Source organism: Mixta hanseatica (assembly GCF_023517775.1).
Taxonomy (GTDB): domain Bacteria; phylum Pseudomonadota; class Gammaproteobacteria; order Enterobacterales; family Enterobacteriaceae; genus Mixta; species Mixta hanseatica.
Map to the genome: position 1 here is coordinate 952,351 of NZ_CP082904.1, position 17,416 is coordinate 969,766.

The window sequence follows — 17,416 nt, forward strand, 5'->3', positions numbered from 1 at the left end:
AGCGACGCGCACCGTTCAGGATTACCGACGAATTTTACCGTTTCCTGACACGCAGCTGTGGCAGGTCAAACAGAATCCAAGGGTTACAACGTGATTAACGACATCAAAAAAGATGCCGACACGCGCATGGAAAAATGCGTTGAGGCGTTCAAAAATAACATCGGCAAAGTACGCACTGGCCGCGCATCACCAGCGCTTCTCGACGGTATCGTAGTTGAGTATTACGGTACGCCGACTCCGCTGCGCCAGCTGGCCAACGTTACCGTCGAAGACTCACGCACGCTGAAGATCAACGTGTTTGACCGCTCCCTGAGCCAGGCCGTTGAGAAGGCGATTATGTCCTCCGATCTCGGCCTGAATCCGAGCTCTGCCGGTACCGATATTCGCGTGCCGCTGCCAGCGCTGACGGAAGAACGTCGTAAAGATCTGATTAAGGTCGTGCGCGGCGAAGCCGAGCAGGGTCGCGTTTCCGTGCGTAACGTGCGTCGCGATGCTAACGATAAAATCAAGGCATTGCTGAAAGATAAAGCGATCGGCGAAGATGAAGAGCGCCGCGCGCAGGATGAAATCCAGAAAATGACCGACGCGTATATCAAAAAAGTTGATGCCGCGCTGGCTGAAAAAGAAACGGAGCTGATGGATTTCTAATTCCATCCAGCCTCGGTAAAACGCCGTCCACAGCGTACAGCTTACGCTGTTTGACGGCGTTTTGTTTTGTCCCACCATGATTGGCGCACTGGCGCATTTCTCTGTAGCGCCGTGTCCGAATTTTCTACACAGAGCGGCCTCATGAAGCAATTAACCATTCTCGGCTCCACCGGATCGATTGGCACCAATACGCTGGCAGTGGTGCAGGCAAACCCCCATCTCTATGCGATCAAGGCGCTGGTCGCCGGCTATAACGTCGATCTGATGACCGAGCAGTGCCTGCGTTTCCGTCCCGCCTTTGCCGCCATGGCGGACGAGGCTTCCGCGCAGCAGCTGCGTCAGCGTCTTAGCGAGCAGGGCGTTAAGACAGAGGTAATGGCGGGCGAAGAGGCCGCGTGTCAGCTGGCGGCGCTGGATGATGTCGATCAGGTGATGGCGGCGATTGTCGGTGCGGCGGGGCTGCTTCCTACGCTGGCGGCGATTCGCGCCGGAAAAACCGTGCTGTTGGCCAATAAAGAGTCGCTTGTCACGTGCGGCCGTTTATTTATGGAGGCGGTGAGTGCCAGCGGCGCGCGCTTGCTACCGGTCGACAGCGAGCATAATGCCATTTTTCAGAGTTTACCGGCTTCCATCCAACAACAGTTAGGATACGCTAACCTCCAGGAAAACGGCATAGAGTCGATTATCCTTACGGGATCGGGTGGACCGTTTCGTGACACGCCGCTGTCGGCACTGGCAACCGTTACGCCGGAGCAGGCCTGCGCGCATCCGAACTGGTCGATGGGGCGAAAAATCTCTGTTGACTCCGCCACCATGATGAATAAAGGCCTGGAATACATTGAAGCCCGCTGGCTGTTTAATGCAACCGATGCGCAGATGGAAGTTATTCTGCACCCGCAGTCGGTCATTCATTCTATGGTGCGTTATCGCGACGGCAGTGTGCTGGCGCAGCTGGGATCGCCGGATATGCGCACGCCGATCGCCCATACGATGGCCTGGCCGCAGCGTGTAGAAGCTGGCGTAACGCCGCTCGATTTTACCCGCATGAAGGCGTTAACCTTCGCCGAGCCTGATTTTAATCGCTATCCCTGCCTGAAACTGGCAATGGATGCGTGTGAACAGGGGCAGGCGGCGACCACCGCGCTGAATGCGGCAAATGAAATTGCGGTCGCCGCGTTTCTTCAGGGGCAAATTCGCTTTACCGATATTGCCGCGCTTAATGCAGCAGTATTGGCAGCGCTGCATCACGGCGAACCACAAAGCGTAGAAGCGGTATTAGTCATCGATAGCGAGTCGCGTCGTGCCGCGCAGGCGTTGCTGCCGCGTTTCGCCAGGGCGGGTTAATTCGCCAATTTGCGTGGCCGCTATTTGTGAGCCTGGGATGAAACTGGTATAGTCCCCGGCTCCCGTTTCGCATTTACACACAGCCAAAGCGGTGAACAGAGCCGTGGTCGTCACGGCTTTTTTACAGCCGCACGGGAAATGTATTCAGAAGCCGCTGTATTTCTGATGAAAGGAAATGAATACGCGTTATGTCGTCCGAAACTCAAATAACAACCGATGACCAGCAGCGGACAGGCCCGCGTCATGTGGCCATCATCATGGATGGCAACGGCCGCTGGGCGAAAAATCAGGGTAAACTCCGTGTTTCCGGTCACAAAGCGGGCGTGAAATCGGTGCGTCGCGCCGTAAGCTTCGCGGTAAGTAATAAACTGGAAGCGCTCACGCTTTATGCCTTCAGTAGCGAAAACTGGTCCCGTCCGGCGCAGGAAGTGGTGGCGTTGATGGAGCTGTTTGTCTGGGCGCTTGATAGCGAAGTAAAAAGCCTGCACAAGCACAATGTTCGGTTAAGAATTATTGGCGATATTAGCCGTTTTAATTCACGCTTACAGGAGCGCATTCGTCGCGCTGAGGAACTGACTCAACAAAATAATGGATTAACCCTCAACATTGCCGCGAATTATGGCGGCCGTTGGGATATTATTCACGGCGTAAAAAAGATAGCCGAGCAGGTGCAGGAAGGTTTACTCCGTCCTGACCAGATCGAAGAATCTACGCTGTCCGAATTTCTCTGTATGCATGATTTGGCGCCGGTGGATCTGGTAATAAGGACCGGGGGGGAACACCGCATCAGTAATTTCCTGCTGTGGCAAATCGCCTACGCGGAGTTTTACTTTACCGATGTTCTCTGGCCTGATTTTGACGAACAAGTTTTTGAAGGTGCAATGAATGCTTTTTCACATCGTGAGCGTCGATTTGGCGGCGCAGCACCTGGCGGCGCCTGAGCGCCCTGGGGGTAACCTTTGCTGAAGTCGCGTCTGATTACAGCATTCATCCTGATCCCGTTGGTGATTGCTGCGCTTTTCTGGTTACCGCCATCAGGATTTGCCATTACCACTCTGGTGGTGTGCATGCTGGCCGCATGGGAATGGGGCCAGTTTGCTGGCTTCACCTCCCGTCTGCAACGTATCTGGCTGGCCGTGCTTTGCGGCCTGCTGCTTGCCGTGATGCTCTTCACGCTTCCCCCTTATCAACATGCCGTTCAGCTGCCGCAAATAGGCGGTTCGCTTTGGATCGCCCTGGCGTGGTGGATTGGCGCTTTGTTGCTGGTGCTGCGCTATCCAGCCTCGGCGGGGCTCTGGCGCCATTCGCGCGTGCTGCGTCTGATTTTCGGCATTTTCACCATCGTCCCGTTCTTCTGCGGCATGGTCGCGCTGCGTCAGTATCATTATGATGCCGACCATTTCGCCGGCGCCTGGTGGCTGCTGTATGTGATGATCCTGGTCTGGGGCGCCGATTCCGGAGCCTATATGTTTGGCCGTTTGTTCGGCAAACATAAGCTGGCGCCGAAAGTTTCGCCGGGCAAAACCTGGGAAGGTTTTTTTGGCGGCCTGCTAACTTCCGCGCTAATTGCGTGGCTGTTTGGCCTCTGGGCGCCGCTGAGCGTGGCGCCGGGCGTATTGCTAACCTGTTCCGTTATTGCGGCGCTGGCTTCTGTACTGGGCGATCTCACCGAAAGCATGTTTAAACGTGAAGCGGGCATTAAAGACAGCGGACATCTTATTCCCGGTCACGGCGGCATCCTCGATCGCATTGACAGCCTGACGGCGGCAGTGCCGGTTTTCGCCTGTTTGCTGCTGTTGGTATTCAGGGCGCTGTAAGGACAAGACGTTATGCTGAGCTTTATCTGGAGTCTTGCCGCCTTTATCGTTGCGCTGGGCGTACTGATTACCGTTCATGAGTTTGGTCACTTCTGGGTTGCGCGCCGCTGCGGCATTAAAGTCGAGCGCTTTTCCGTCGGCTTCGGTAAAGCGATTTGGCGTCGTCGCGACCGTCTCGGCACTGAATATGTGATTGCCTTAATTCCGCTGGGCGGCTACGTCAAAATGCTGGACGAGCGCGTAGAAAGCGTGCCGCCCGAGCTGCGTCATCAATCCTTCAATAATAAAACGGTGCTGCAGCGAGCCGCGGTGATCGCCGCCGGCCCTGTCGCTAACTTTCTGTTTGCTATCTTCGCTTACTGGCTGGTCTTTATTCACGGCGTGCCGGGCGTCCGTCCGGTAACCGGTGAAATCGTGAGCGGCTCGGTAGCGGCGCAGGCGCAAATTTCGCCTGGCATGGAACTTAAAGCGGTTGATGGTATCGAAACGCCTGACTGGGATGCTGTGCGCATGGCGCTGGTGGGTAAAATCGGCGATGCCGAAGTGACCTTAAGCCTGGCGCCGTTCGGCTCATCGCAGCGCGTGGAAAAACAGGTCGATCTGCGTAACTGGCATTTCGAACCTGATAAGCAGGATCCGGTGGTTGCATTAGGCATTGAACCGCGCGGCCCAGAGATTGAAACGGTTCTGGCGCAAGTCCAGGCGAACTCACCTGCCAGTGCGGCAGGTTTGCAAGCAGGAGACAGGATCGTTAAAGTCGATGGTCAACCGCTGGCGGACTGGCGGCAGTTTGTCAATCTGGTGCGGGAGCGTCCTAATCAGGCGATTGCGCTGGATGTGGAACGGCAGGGCAGCGTGATCAATGTGTCACTGACGCCGGCCGCAAAGGGTTCGGAAGGGTTCGCTGGCGTTGTGCCGCGCGTGCTGCCGCTGCCTGAGGAGTATAAAACGGTGCGCCAGTATGGCCCGTTTGCCGCGATTGGCGAGGCTGGGGAGAAAACCTGGCAGTTAATGAAGCTAACGGTCGGCATGCTTGGCAAACTGATCACCGGAGATGTTAAGCTGAACAACCTGAGCGGGCCGATTTCTATCGCGCAAGGCGCCGGGATGTCAGCAGAGTATGGGATGATTTATTACCTGATGTTTCTCGCGCTTATCAGCGTGAACCTCGGTATTATTAATCTTTTCCCGTTACCGGTATTAGATGGTGGGCATCTGCTTTTCCTGGCGATTGAAAAAATCAAAGGGAAACCGGTGTCTGAGCGAGTTCAGGACTTCAGTTATCGCATTGGCTCAATTCTGCTGGTGCTGTTAATGGGGCTTGCACTATTCAATGATTTCTCTCGCCTGTGATGACCGGAACGTTATTCAGGCTGAGACGTGTTAGGAAGAACGCATAACAACGATGGCGATGAAAAAGTTGCTCATAGCGTCGCTGCTGTTTAGCAGCGCCACCGTTTACGGTGCAGACGGGTTCGTAGTGAAGGACATTCATTTCGAAGGACTGCAGCGAGTCGCTGTCGGTGCGGCTCTGCTCAGCATGCCGGTGCGTGTTGGTGATACGGTAGACGATGAAGATGTCAGTAATACCATTCGCGCCCTGTTTGCTACCGGGAATTTCGAAGATGTTCAGGTTCTGCGCGACGGCAACACGCTGATCGTTCAGGTGAAAGAGCGTCCCACCATTGCCAGCATCACTTTCTCCGGTAACAAGGCGGTGAAAGATGACATGCTCAAACAAAATCTGGAAGCTTCCGGCGTGCGCGTCGGCGAAGCGCTGGATCGCACCACCATTTCCAGCATTGAGAAAGGGCTGGAAGATTTCTACTACAGCGTGGGTAAATATAGCGCCAGCGTAAAAGCTGTCGTGACCCCGCTGCCGCGCAACCGCGTCGATCTTAAACTGGTGTTCACTGAAGGCGTTTCGGCGAAAATCCAGCAGATTAACGTAGTCGGTAATAAAGCCTTCAGCTCTGATGAGCTGATCTCGCGCTTCCAGCTGCGTGATGAAGTGCCGTGGTGGAACCTGGTCGGCGATCGTAAATATCAGAAGCAGAAACTGGCGGGCGATTTAGAAACCCTGCGCAGCTTCTATCTCGATCGCGGCTACGCGCGTTTCAATATCGATTCCACCCAGGTCAGCCTGACGCCGGATAAAAAAGGCATCTATATCACCATCAACATTAACGAAGGCGAGCAGTATAAGCTTTCCGGCGTGGTGGTGAATGGCAGCATGGCCGGTCACTCCGCAGAGATCGAAAGTCTGGCGAAGGTGGAACCGGGCGAGCTGTATAACGGCACCAAAGTCACCAAAATGGAAGACAACATCAAGCAGCTGTTAGGCCGCTATGGTTACGCCTATCCGCGCGTGGTGACGCAGCCGGAAATTAACGATGCCGATAAAACGGTTAAGCTGCATGTGAACGTCGATGCCGGTAACCGTTACTACGTGCGCAAAGTGCGTTTCGAAGGCAACGATACCTCGAAAGATTCGGTACTGCGCCGTGAAATGCGTCAGATGGAAGGCGCATGGCTGGGCAGCAACCTGGTTGAGCAGGGCAAAGAGCGTCTGAACCGTACCGGCTATTTCGAAACGGTGGATGTGGATACCCAGCGCGTGCCGGGTACGCCGGATCAGGTCGACGTCGTTTATAAGGTGAAAGAGCGTAACACCGGTACCTTTAACTTTGGTATTGGCTACGGCACCGAAAGCGGCGTGAGCTTCCAGGTGGGCGTGACCCAGGATAACTGGCTGGGTACCGGTAACACCGTTGGCATCAGCGGCACCAAAAACGACTATCAAACCTACGCGGAATTCTCCCTGACCGACCCGTACTTTACGGTGGATGGGGTGAGCCTCGGCGGACGTATTTTCTATAACGACTTTAAAGCGGATGATGCCGACCTGTCTGACTATACCAACAAGAGTTATGGTGTAGATGGCACGCTGGGCTTCCCGGTCAATGAGAACAACACGCTGCGCGTGGGCCTGGGCTATGTGCATAACGACCTGTCGAATATGCAGCCGCAGGTGGCGATGTGGCGTTACCTGGAGTCGGTGGGCCAGAACCCTTCACTGTCAGGCGACAGCGAATATTCCGCCGATGACTTTACCTTTAACTATGGCTGGACGTACAACAACCTGGATCGCGGCTTCTTCCCGACCTCCGGTAACCGTACCAACCTGAACGGTAAAGTGACAATTCCGGGATCGGACAACAACTTCTACAAGGTTACGCTGGATACGCAGCAGTACATGCCGATCAATGACGATCATACCTGGGTACTGTTGGGTCGCGGCCGCGTCGGTTATGGCGACGGTCTGAGCGGTAAAGAGCTGCCGTTCTATGAGAACTTCTACGCGGGCGGCTCCAGTACGGTGCGCGGCTTCCGTTCCAATAACATTGGACCGAAAGCGGCTTACCTGAACGACAACTCGTCGACCTGTTCCGGCAACCAAAACCTGTGTAAATCGGATGATGCAATCGGGGGTAACGCCATGGCGGTGGCCAGCATGGAGCTGATCACCCCAACGCCGTTTATCAGCGAGAAGTATTCCAACTCGGTGCGTACCTCACTGTTCGTGGATGCCGGCACCGTGTGGGATACCAACTGGGATAACACTACGGATAGCCGCGCTGCGGGCATTCCGGACTACAGCGATCCGGGCAACATTCGCATCTCCAGCGGTATCGCGCTGCAGTGGATGTCGCCGCTCGGCCCGCTGGTGTTCTCTTACGCCCAGCCGGTTAAGAAATATGATGGAGATAAAGCGGAGCAGTTCCAGTTTAACATTGGTAAAACCTGGTAATGTCCGCTTCAGGGAAGCATAGCTGTTAAGTATCGCACTGTTCCCTGGCCTGCGGGTTTCCTGCCGGCCGGAGTCTCAGGCAAAAGTGTGTCTTTGACACAAACGTTGATGGTAAGGAGTTAATAGTGAAAAAGTTGTTGTGTGCCGCAGGTCTGGGTCTCGCTTTAGCGGTTTCCGCAGGCGCTCAGGCTGCTGATAAAATTGCCGTGGTAAACGTGTCCAGCATTTTCCAACAGTTACCGCAACGTGCCTCTGTTGCGAAGCAGCTGGAAAACGAATTTAAAGGCCGCGCTACCGATCTGCAGAGCCAGGAACGCGATCTACAGGCAAAAATGCAGCGCCTGCAACGTGATGCTTCCACCATGAAGGCCAGCGAGCGCAGCCGTATGGAAAAAGACATCATGTCTCAGCGCGAAGCGTTCTCCAGTAAAGCGCAGGCTTTCGAGCAGGACAATCGTCGTCGCCAGATGGAAGAGCGTAATAAACTGCTGAGCCGTATTCAGGACGCGGTGAAGAAAGTGGCTGCTGATGATGGTTACGATGTAGTTATCGACGCTAACGCAGTCGCTTATGCTGCGAATGCCAAAGACATCACTGCTGACGTTCTGAAACAGGTTAAATAATCCATGTCCTCAATTCGACTGGCTGATTTAGCCCAGCAGTTGGATGCAGAATTGCACGGAGATGGCGATATCGCCATCTCCGGCATTGCTTCTATGCACTCCGCCCAAGATGGTCAAATCACTTTTCTCGCCAACAGCCGCTACCGTGAGCAGCTTGCTGAGTGCCGCGCTTCCGCCGTGGTATTGACGCAAGACGATCTCCCGTGGTGCCACAGCGCCGCGCTGGTGGTTAAAAACCCTTACCTGACCTACGCCCGCATGGCGCAACTGCTTGATACCACGCCGCAGCCAGCGCAGAATATCGCCCCAAGCGCGGTAATTGACGCCAGCGCGACGCTGGGCAGCAATGTTTCCATTGGCGCCAATGCGGTGATCGAGTCTGGCGTCGTACTGGGCGATAACGTAGTGATCGGCGCAGGCTGCTTCGTGGGTAAAAACAGCCATATCGGCGCCGGCACGCGTCTGTGGGCCAACGTCACTATTTATCATGAAATCCGCATTGGTCAGCAGTGCCTGATTCAGTCCGGCACGGTGATCGGCGCTGACGGCTTCGGCTATGCCAACGATCGCGGCAACTGGGTGAAGATCCCGCAGCTCGGCTCGGTGGTTATTGGCGATCGCGTTGAAATCGGCGCTTGCACCACTATCGATCGCGGCGCACTGGATAACACTCAGATTGGTAATGGTGTTATCATTGATAACCAGTGTCAGATTGCACATAACGTAGTGATTGGCGACAATACGGCCGTTGCTGGCGGTGTAATCATGGCGGGTAGCCTGAAAATCGGTCGTTACTGTATGATCGGTGGGGCCAGCGTCATTAATGGACACATGGAAATTTGTGACAAAGTGACGGTAACCGGCATGGGAATGGTGATGCGCCCCATCACTGAACCTGGGGTATACTCTTCAGGCATTCCGTTGCAACCTAATAAAACCTGGCGTAAAACCGCAGCGTTGGTGATGAATATCGATGAAATGAGCAAGCGCTTAAAAGCCATTGAGCGTAAAGTCGGCAAAGACGACTAAACGCCCGTTTCATTGAGCGTACAGTCGGTAAAACGACTCAACGCCCGTTTCACCGCTGTCCGGCTTTCATAAATAAAACATGCTAAGCAGGGAAGCCAGGCGCCACATAAACTAATTTGCGGCCTGCCGACGATCGTCCGATCGGTGCAGGCCGTGTTATTGATGCCATCAGAATTTTTAGGACAGGAAGAGTATTTTGACTACTGAAACTCATACTCTGAATATTGAAGAGATTTTAGAACTGCTGCCGCACCGTTACCCATTTTTACTGGTCGATCGTGTCCTGGAGTTCGAAGAGCACAAATATCTGCGAGCGGTGAAAAACGTCTCGGTTAACGAACCGTTTTTCCAGGGACATTTCCCTGGTAAACCGATTTTCCCGGGCGTGTTGATCCTTGAGGCAATGGCGCAGGCGACAGGTATCCTGGCGTTTAAAAGCGTCGGTAAACTGGAGCCGGGCGAGCTGTATTACTTTGCCGGAATTGACGAAGCGCGCTTTAAGCGTCCGGTGGTGCCGGGCGATCAGATGATTATGGAAGTGACTTTCGAAAAAACCCGTCGTGGCCTGACGCGCTTTAAAGGCGTTGCTACCGTAGACGGTAAAATTGTCTGTGAAGCGACCATGATGTGTGCCCGTAGCCGGGAGGCATAATACGTGATTGATGCAACTGCCGTAATTCATCCAAGTTCTATCGTCGAAGAGGGCGCCGTTATCGGTGCCCGTGTCCACATTGGCCCCTTCTGCTATATCGGTGCGAATGTTGAAATTGGTGAAGGTACCGTCCTGAAATCCCACGTGGTGGTGAACGGACATACCCGCATCGGTAAAGACAATATTATTACCCAGTTTGCCTCTATCGGTGAGGTAAACCAGGACCTGAAATATGCTGGTGAGCCAACGCGCGTTGAAATTGGCGATCGCAACAGCATCCGCGAAAGCGTGACCATTCATCGTGGTACGGTGCAGGGCGGTGGCGTGACCCGCATCGGCAGCGATAACCTGCTGATGGTAAATGCGCATATCGCTCACGACTGCATCATTGGCAACCGCTGTATTTTTGCTAATAACGCCACGCTGGGCGGGCACGTGACGGTGGATGACTTTGCCATTATTGGCGGTATGACGGCGGTGCATCAGTTCTGTATTATCGGCGCGCACGTTATGGTGGGCGGCTGTTCCGGCGTCGCGCAGGATGTGCCGCCTTACGTCATCGCGCAGGGCAACCACGCGACGCCGTTTGGCATTAATATTGAAGGTCTGAAACGTCGCGGCTTCGATAAAGAAGCGCTGCATGCAATTCGTGCGGCCTATAAGCTGTTATATCGCAGCGGCAGAACGCTGGATGAAGTGAAGCCGGAAATCGAAGCGCTGGCGCAGAAGCACGCGGAAGTTAAGCCGTTTTATGATTTCTTTGCCCGCTCAACGCGAGGTCTGATTCGTTAACTTATGGCTGCTCGTCCTTTAACGATTGCCCTTGTCGCCGGAGAAACCTCCGGCGATATTCTTGGTGCCGGTTTAATTCGTGCGCTAAAGGCCAAACATCCTGACGCCCGCTTTGTCGGCGTGGCTGGCCCGCGCATGCTGGCGGAAGGCTGTGAAAGCTGGTACGACATGGAAGAGCTGGCGGTCATGGGCATTGTTGAGGTGCTGGGGCGCCTGCCGCGCCTGTTAAAAATCCGCCGTGATTTAACCCGCCGCTTTACGGCCCTTAAGCCCAATGTCTTTGTCGGTATTGATGCGCCCGATTTCAACATTACCCTTGAAGGGCGGTTGAAACAGCGTGGCATCCGCACTATCCACTATGTCAGTCCTTCGGTATGGGCGTGGCGACAAAACCGCGTATACAAAATCGGTCGCGCTACCGATCTGGTGCTGGCCTTCCTGCCGTTCGAAAAAGCCTTTTACGATCGCTTTGATGTTCCCTGTCGTTTTATCGGGCATACCATGGCGGATGCTATGCCGCTTCAGCCGGATAAAGCCGCGGCGCGGCGCACGTTGGGCATTGACGAGCAGGCGCTCTGCCTGGCGCTGCTGCCCGGCTCGCGTTCAGCAGAAGTCGAGATGCTGAGCGCCGATTTTCTCAAAACGGCGCAGCGGCTACGTGAAAAGTGGCCGCAGCTGGAGATCGTGGTGCCGTTGGTGAACACCCGGCGGCGCGAACAGTTTGAGCAAATTAAAGAAAAGGTCGCCCCTGAGCTGCCGCTGCATTTGCTGGACGGCCATGGCCGCGAAGCGATGATTGCCAGCGATGCGGCGCTGCTGGCGTCCGGTACGGCGGCGCTGGAGTGCATGCTGGCGAAATGTCCGATGGTCGTCGGCTATCGGATGAAGCCCTCTACCTTCTGGCTGGCGCAGCGGCTGGTTAAAACCGACTATGTTTCGTTGCCCAATCTGCTGGCCGGACGCGAACTGGTGCCGGAACTGCTGCAGGATGAATGTCAGCCCGAACGGCTGGCCGCCGCGCTGGAGCCGTTGCTGGCGCAGGGCGTAACGCGCGACAAGCTGTTGGCGACCTTTACAGAATTACACCAGCAGATCCGCTGGAATGCCGATGAACAAGCGGCTCAGGCCGTACTGGAGTTGGCTAATGGCTGAATTTATTTATCCCAACGCGCGGCTGATCGCTGGCGTTGATGAAGTTGGACGCGGGCCGCTGGTCGGCGCGGTCGTGACGGCGGCGGTGATCCTCGATCCCGCGCGTCCGATCGCCGGTCTGGCGGACTCGAAAAAGTTGAGCGAAAAGCGTCGGCTGGCGCTGTACGATGAAATTCGTGAAAACGCCCTGGCCTGGAGCCTGGGCCGCGCCGAACCGGAAGAGATTGACCAGCTTAATATATTGCATGCCACGATGCTGGCGATGCAGCGCGCCGTGGCCGGGCTGGCCGTCACGCCTGATTATGTATTAATTGACGGCAACCGCTGCCCGAAGCTGCCGATGCCGTCCGCAGCGGTAGTAAAAGGCGATAGCCTGGTGGCGGAAATCAGCGCCGCCTCTATTATCGCTAAAGTGACGCGCGATCGCGAAATGGCCGAGCTGGATGCGGTTTTTCCGCAGTACGGCTTTGCACAGCATAAAGGTTATCCCACCGCGCAACATCTGGCGATGTTGACAGAGCATGGCGCTACGCCGCACCATCGTCGTAGTTTTGCTCCGGTGCGCAATGCGCTGCTGGACATCGAAGTGACGACTCTCACCGCCAATCGCGCGCGCTAAGCGCGCTTTGCTGCAGTTAACCGGAAAGAAAGATGGCCGAACCACGTTTTATTCATCTGCGTATCCACAGCGATTATTCGATGGTCGATGGACTGGCGAAGACCGGCCCGCTGGTGAAAAAAACCGCGGCTCTCGGGATGCCAGCGATGGCAATCACCGACTTTACCAACCTGTGCGGGCTGGTGAAATTTTACGGTACGGCGCACGGCGCAGGGATTAAACCGATTATTGGCGCCGATTTTCTGGTCGCCAGTGAGCTAATGGGCGATGAACTGACGCAGATTACCGTGCTGGCGATGAATAACGTCGGCTACCAAAATCTGACGCTGCTGATTTCACGCGCCTATCAGCGCGGCTATGGCCCGGAAGGCCCGACAATCGAACGTGACTGGCTGGCCGACCTTCAGGAGGGGCTGATTCTGCTCTCCGGCGGACGGCGCGGCGATGTAGGCCGCAGTCTGCTGCGCGGCAATCAGGCGCTGGTGGCGCAGTGTCTGGCTTTTTACCAGCAACATTTCCCCGATCGCTACTATCTTGAGCTGATCCGCACCGGGCGTCCGGATGAAGAAAGCTATCTGCACGCCGCCGTCGAGCTGGCGATTGCCGAAGGCATTCCGGTGGTGGCGACCAATGAAGTTTGCTTTATCAACGAAGATGACTTCGACGCGCATGAAATCCGCGTGGCGATCCACGACGGCTATACGCTGGACGATCCCAAACGCCCACGTAATTACAGCCCGCAGCAGTATATGCGCAGCGCCGAAGAGATGTGCGAGCTCTTTTCCGATATCCCGGAAGCGCTGGAAAACAGCGTGGAAATCGCGCGTCGCTGCAACGTCACCGTGCGGCTGGGCGAATACTTCCTGCCGCAATTCCCCACCGGGGAGATGACCACCGAAGATTTTCTGGTGAAGCGTTCGCGCGAAGGGCTGGAAGAGCGCCTTGAGTTTCTGTTTCCCGATGCGGAAGAGCGGGCGCGCAAGCGGGTGGAATATGACGAGCGTCTGGAGATCGAACTTAACGTTATCAACCAGATGGGCTTCCCCGGCTACTTTCTGATCGTGATGGAGTTTATCCAGTGGTCGAAGGATAACGGTATCCCGGTGGGGCCGGGGCGTGGCTCAGGCGCCGGTTCGCTGGTGGCCTACGCGCTGAAAATTACCGATCTCGATCCGCTGGAATTTGACCTGCTGTTTGAACGCTTCCTGAACCCGGAGCGCGTATCGATGCCTGACTTCGACGTCGACTTCTGTATGGAGAAGCGCGATCAGGTTATTGAGCACGTCGCCGATATGTATGGGCGCGATGCGGTATCGCAGATCATTACCTTCGGCACCATGGCGGCGAAGGCGGTTATCCGCGACGTGGGCCGCGTGCTGGGGCATCCCTATGGCTTCGTTGACCGTATCTCTAAGCTGGTGCCGCCCGATCCGGGCATGACGCTGGAGAAAGCGTTTGCCGCCGAGCCGCAGCTGCCGGAAATCTACGAGGCGGATGAAGAGGTCAGGGCGCTGATCGATATGGCGCGCAAGCTGGAAGGGGTCACGCGTAACGCCGGTAAGCATGCCGGCGGCGTGGTGATCGCGCCAACTAAAATTACCGACTTCGCGCCGCTTTACTGTGATGAGCATGGTAACCATCCGGTTACCCAGTTTGATAAAAACGATGTGGAATATGCCGGGCTGGTGAAGTTCGACTTCCTTGGCCTGCGTACCCTGACGATCATCAACTGGGCGCTAGAGATGATCAACGCGCGCCGGGCGAAGCAGGGCGAGCCGCCGATCGATATCGCCGCGATTCCGCTGGAAGATAAAAAAAGTTTTGATATGCTGCAGCGCGCGGAAACCACGGCGGTGTTCCAGCTGGAATCGCGCGGCATGAAAGACCTGATTAAACGTCTGAAGCCGGACTGCTTTGAAGATATGATCGCGCTGGTGGCGCTGTTCCGTCCCGGCCCGCTGCAGTCGGGGATGGTGGATAACTTCATTGACCGTAAACATGGCCGTGAAGCGATCTCCTATCCTGATATTCAGTGGCAGCACGAATCCCTGAAACCGGTGCTGGAGCCGACCTACGGCATTATTCTGTATCAAGAACAGGTGATGCAGATCGCCCAGGTGCTGGCGGGCTATACGCTCGGCGGCGCAGATATGCTGCGCCGTGCCATGGGTAAGAAAAAGCCGGAGGAGATGGCCAAGCAGCGTTCCGTGTTTAAAGAGGGCGCGGAAAGCATGGGCATCGACGGCGAGCTGTCGATGAAAATCTTCGATTTGGTGGAAAAATTCGCAGGTTACGGCTTCAATAAATCACACTCCGCTGCCTATGCGCTGGTTTCTTACCAGACGCTGTGGCTGAAGGCGCACTATCCGGCCGAGTTTATGGCGGCGGTGATGACTGCCGATATGGACAACACCGAGAAAGTCGTCGGCCTGGTGGACGAGTGCTGGCGTATGGGGCTGAAAGTACTGCCGCCGGATATCAACTCCGGCCTCTATCAGTTCCACGTCAATGATGACGGTGAAATCGTGTATGGTATCGGCGCGATCAAAGGCGTCGGTGAAGGCCCGATCGAAGCGATTATCGAAGCGCGTAATAAAGATGGCTATTTCCGCGAGCTGTTCGATCTTTGCGCGCGCACCGATCCGAAAAAAATTAACCGTCGGGTGATGGAAAAACTGATCATGTCCGGCGCGTTTGATCGCCTGGGACCGCACCGCGCCGCGCTGATGAGCGCGCTGGGCGATGCGCTGAAGGCGGCGGATCAGCATGCGAAAGCGGAAGCGATCGGGCAGGCGGATATGTTTGGCGTGCTGGCGGAAGAGCCGGAACAGGTAGAGCAATCTTACGCCAGCATTACGCCATGGCCGGAACAGGTGCAGCTGGATGGCGAGCGCGAGACGTTGGGTCTCTATCTCACCGGCCATCCGATAAATCAGTACCTGAAAGAAATTGAGCGCTACGTGGGTGGCGTTCGCCTGAAAGAGATGCATCCAACCGAGCGCGGTAAGATTACCACCGCGGCCGGTTTGGTGGTGGCGGCCCGCGTGATGGTCACTAAACGCGGTAACCGTATTGGCATCTGCACGCTGGATGACCGTTCCGGTCGTCTGGAAGTGATGTTGTTCACAGATGCGCTTGATAAATACCAGCAGCTGCTGGAAAAAGACCGTATCCTGATCGTCAGCGGACAGGTCAGCTTTGATGATTTTAGCGGTGGGCTTAAAATGACCGCTCGCGAAATTATGGATATCGATGAGGCACGTGAAAAATACGCGCGCGGACTTGCTATCTCGCTGACGGACAGGCAAATTGATGACCAGCTTTTAAACCGTCTCCGTCAGTCTCTGGAACCCCATCGTTCGGGGACAATTCCGGTACATCTCTACTATCAGAGAGCGGATGCGCGGGCTAAGCTGCGTTTTGGCGCAGCCTGGCGCGTATCTCCCTGCGATCGTTTGCTAAATGACCTGCGATCGCTGATAGGATCGGAGCAGGTGGAACTGGAGTTTGACTAAAACAGGAACATTATGAGTCTTAATTACCTGGATTTTGAACAGCCAATTGCAGAACTGGAGGCGAAAATCGACTCCCTCAAGTCGGTTGGCCGTCAGGATGAAAAACACGATATTAATCTGGATGAAGAGATCCAGCGTCTGCGCGAAAAAAGCGTTGAGCTGACCCGTAAAATCTTCTCCGATTTGGGCGCATGGCAGATCGCGCAGCTGGCGCGTCATCCGATGCGTCCTTACACGCTGGACTATGTCCGTAACGTGTTTACTGACTTTGATGAACTGGCTGGCGATCGCGCCTATGCGGATGACAAAGCGATTGTCGGCGGCATTGCGCGCCTGGACGGACGCCCGGTAATGATCATCGGCCATCAAAAAGGTCGCGAAACCAAAGAGAAGATTCGTCGTAACTTCGGCATGCCGGCGCCGGAAGGCTATCGCAAAGCGCTGCGCCTGATGGAAATGGCCGAGCGCTTTAAGATGCCGATTATTACCTTTATCGATACGCCGGGTGCTTATCCGGGCGTGGGCGCGGAAGAGCGCGGTCAGTCTGAGGCTATCGCACGCAACCTGCGTGAAATGTCCGGTCTGAAAGTGCCGGTGATCTGTACCGTTATCGGGGAAGGTGGTTCCGGCGGCGCGCTGGCGATCGGCGTCGGCGATAAGGTCAATATGCTGCAGTACAGCACCTATTCGGTGATTTCGCCGGAAGGCTGCGCCTCAATTCTGTGGAAGAGCGCAGACAAAGCGCCGCTGGCCGCTGAAGCGATGGGCATCATTGCGCCGCGTTTGAAAGAGCTGGAGCTGATCGATTCTATCGTTCCTGAACCGCTGGGCGGCGCGCATCGCGATCCGCTGGCGATTGCCGCTTCACTAAAAGCTCAGCTGCTGGCCGATTTGGCCGATCTGGACGGGCTGAATACCGAAGAGTTACTGAATCGCCGCTATCATCGTTTGATGAACTACGGCTACGCCTGATTTCCATCGGGTGACTAACAGGGCGGCCTACGGGCCGCCTTTTTTACTTTGACGACAAGACGATTTCCCGCAATAAATATCCTGTTATCGATTGTTTTACACACGGCGATGAGGGAAGTTGAGCCGCCTGGAAATAAACAGCAATAACGGGAGATAAAATGGGATATTACGAAATACGTAAGTCGAGTAAAGATACGCCGCAGCCCTGGTATTTTGTCCTGCGTGCCGCCAATCATGAAATTATTGCGGTAAGCGAGATGTACGCCAGTAAGCAGGGCGCGGAAAACGGCATCGCCTCCGTACGCGTCAACGCGCCGTCCACCACCGTCTACGATCGCAGTTAAGTTGCGCTATGTCTTTCCAGACCTGCTATTCAGCGGGTCTGTCTGCTCCCCCCTGCGCTATCCGCTATGCTTATTCTTTATCGCTCATCTACCTGGAG

15 protein-coding genes are annotated in these 17,416 nt (G+C 55.5%); all 15 read left to right on the top strand.

Annotation, left to right across the window (positions count from 1 at the left end; all coding sequences use genetic code 11):
- The first annotated feature begins 90 nt into the window (after positions 1 to 90).
- The 15 genes from frr to K6958_RS04485 all read left to right on the top strand — a co-directional run bounded on the left by frr (position 91) and on the right by K6958_RS04485 (position 17,318).
- On the top strand, positions 91 to 648 hold the full coding sequence (gene frr / locus K6958_RS04415; protein ID WP_103059952.1) for a ribosome recycling factor: 558 nt from the start codon (positions 91 to 93) through the stop codon (positions 646 to 648).
- A gap of 141 nt (positions 649 to 789) precedes the next feature.
- Positions 790 to 1,992, top strand: coding sequence for a 1-deoxy-D-xylulose-5-phosphate reductoisomerase (gene ispC / locus K6958_RS04420; RefSeq protein WP_249893524.1), 1,203 nt, complete (start codon positions 790 to 792; stop codon positions 1,990 to 1,992).
- Between the two features lie 188 nt (positions 1,993 to 2,180).
- The gene (ispU, locus tag K6958_RS04425; RefSeq protein WP_249893525.1) at positions 2,181 to 2,933 is read left to right on the top strand and encodes a (2E,6E)-farnesyl-diphosphate-specific ditrans,polycis-undecaprenyl-diphosphate synthase; all 753 of its coding nucleotides are present in this window, start codon (positions 2,181 to 2,183) and stop codon (positions 2,931 to 2,933) included.
- A gap of 18 nt (positions 2,934 to 2,951) precedes the next feature.
- Complete coding sequence (cdsA, locus tag K6958_RS04430) at positions 2,952 to 3,809, top strand: phosphatidate cytidylyltransferase (protein ID WP_249893526.1); 858 nt, start codon at positions 2,952 to 2,954, stop codon at positions 3,807 to 3,809.
- A 12-nt stretch (positions 3,810 to 3,821) separates the two neighbouring features.
- Positions 3,822 to 5,162 (top strand): sigma E protease regulator RseP, encoded by a 1,341-nt coding sequence (gene rseP / locus K6958_RS04435; protein ID WP_249893527.1) that lies wholly within the window; start codon positions 3,822 to 3,824, stop codon positions 5,160 to 5,162.
- Between the two features lie 52 nt (positions 5,163 to 5,214).
- Positions 5,215 to 7,620, top strand: a complete 2,406-nt coding sequence (gene bamA, locus K6958_RS04440; RefSeq protein WP_249893528.1) for an outer membrane protein assembly factor BamA — start codon at positions 5,215 to 5,217, stop codon at positions 7,618 to 7,620.
- Positions 7,621 to 7,745: 125 nt separating this feature from the next.
- On the top strand, positions 7,746 to 8,243 hold the full coding sequence (gene skp / locus K6958_RS04445) for a molecular chaperone Skp (RefSeq protein ID WP_249893529.1): 498 nt from the start codon (positions 7,746 to 7,748) through the stop codon (positions 8,241 to 8,243).
- A 3-nt stretch (positions 8,244 to 8,246) separates the two neighbouring features.
- Positions 8,247 to 9,272, top strand: coding sequence for a UDP-3-O-(3-hydroxymyristoyl)glucosamine N-acyltransferase (gene lpxD, locus K6958_RS04450; RefSeq protein ID WP_249893530.1), 1,026 nt, complete (start codon positions 8,247 to 8,249; stop codon positions 9,270 to 9,272).
- A 196-nt stretch (positions 9,273 to 9,468) separates the two neighbouring features.
- Entirely contained in the window at positions 9,469 to 9,924 is a 456-nt protein-coding gene (gene fabZ / locus K6958_RS04455; protein ID WP_038628041.1) for a 3-hydroxyacyl-ACP dehydratase FabZ, read from the top strand.
- Between the two features lie 3 nt (positions 9,925 to 9,927).
- A complete protein-coding gene (gene lpxA, locus K6958_RS04460; RefSeq protein ID WP_249893531.1) occupies positions 9,928 to 10,716 on the top strand; it encodes an acyl-ACP--UDP-N-acetylglucosamine O-acyltransferase in 789 nt (262 codons plus the stop codon).
- Between the two features lie 3 nt (positions 10,717 to 10,719).
- Positions 10,720 to 11,868, top strand: coding sequence for a lipid-A-disaccharide synthase (lpxB, locus tag K6958_RS04465; protein WP_249893532.1), 1,149 nt, complete (start codon positions 10,720 to 10,722; stop codon positions 11,866 to 11,868).
- Positions 11,861 to 12,487 carry a ribonuclease HII gene (rnhB, locus tag K6958_RS04470; protein ID WP_249893533.1) on the top strand — a complete coding sequence of 209 codons (627 nt, stop codon included), beginning with the start codon at positions 11,861 to 11,863 and terminating at the stop codon, positions 12,485 to 12,487. Before lpxB ends, rnhB begins: the two co-directional genes overlap by 8 nt.
- A gap of 32 nt (positions 12,488 to 12,519) precedes the next feature.
- Positions 12,520 to 16,002 (top strand): DNA polymerase III subunit alpha, encoded by a 3,483-nt coding sequence (dnaE, locus tag K6958_RS04475; RefSeq protein WP_249893534.1) that lies wholly within the window; start codon positions 12,520 to 12,522, stop codon positions 16,000 to 16,002.
- Between the two features lie 12 nt (positions 16,003 to 16,014).
- Positions 16,015 to 16,974 (top strand): acetyl-CoA carboxylase carboxyl transferase subunit alpha, encoded by a 960-nt coding sequence (accA, locus tag K6958_RS04480; RefSeq protein ID WP_249893535.1) that lies wholly within the window; start codon positions 16,015 to 16,017, stop codon positions 16,972 to 16,974.
- A 158-nt stretch (positions 16,975 to 17,132) separates the two neighbouring features.
- Positions 17,133 to 17,318 carry a YegP family protein gene (locus K6958_RS04485; protein ID WP_249893536.1) on the top strand — a complete coding sequence of 62 codons (186 nt, stop codon included), beginning with the start codon at positions 17,133 to 17,135 and terminating at the stop codon, positions 17,316 to 17,318.
- Positions 17,319 to 17,416 lie beyond the last annotated feature (98 nt).

What these genes read in the sequence shown, in the direction of transcription:
- K6958_RS04485 (WP_249893536.1), top strand. Translation starts at nt 17,133, where the DNA reads ATGGGATATTACGAAATACGTAAGTCGAGTAAAGATACGCCGCAGCCC.
- lpxD (WP_249893530.1), top strand. Translation starts at nt 8,247, where the DNA reads ATGTCCTCAATTCGACTGGCTGATTTAGCCCAGCAGTTGGATGCAGAA.
- dnaE (WP_249893534.1), top strand. Translation starts at nt 12,520, where the DNA reads ATGGCCGAACCACGTTTTATTCATCTGCGTATCCACAGCGATTATTCG.
- bamA (WP_249893528.1), top strand. Translation starts at nt 5,215, where the DNA reads ATGGCGATGAAAAAGTTGCTCATAGCGTCGCTGCTGTTTAGCAGCGCC.
- ispU (WP_249893525.1), top strand. Translation starts at nt 2,181, where the DNA reads ATGTCGTCCGAAACTCAAATAACAACCGATGACCAGCAGCGGACAGGC.
- accA (WP_249893535.1), top strand. Translation starts at nt 16,015, where the DNA reads ATGAGTCTTAATTACCTGGATTTTGAACAGCCAATTGCAGAACTGGAG.
- rnhB (WP_249893533.1), top strand. Translation starts at nt 11,861, where the DNA reads ATGGCTGAATTTATTTATCCCAACGCGCGGCTGATCGCTGGCGTTGAT.
- ispC (WP_249893524.1), top strand. Translation starts at nt 790, where the DNA reads ATGAAGCAATTAACCATTCTCGGCTCCACCGGATCGATTGGCACCAAT.
- lpxB (WP_249893532.1), top strand. Translation starts at nt 10,720, where the DNA reads ATGGCTGCTCGTCCTTTAACGATTGCCCTTGTCGCCGGAGAAACCTCC.
- rseP (WP_249893527.1), top strand. Translation starts at nt 3,822, where the DNA reads ATGCTGAGCTTTATCTGGAGTCTTGCCGCCTTTATCGTTGCGCTGGGC.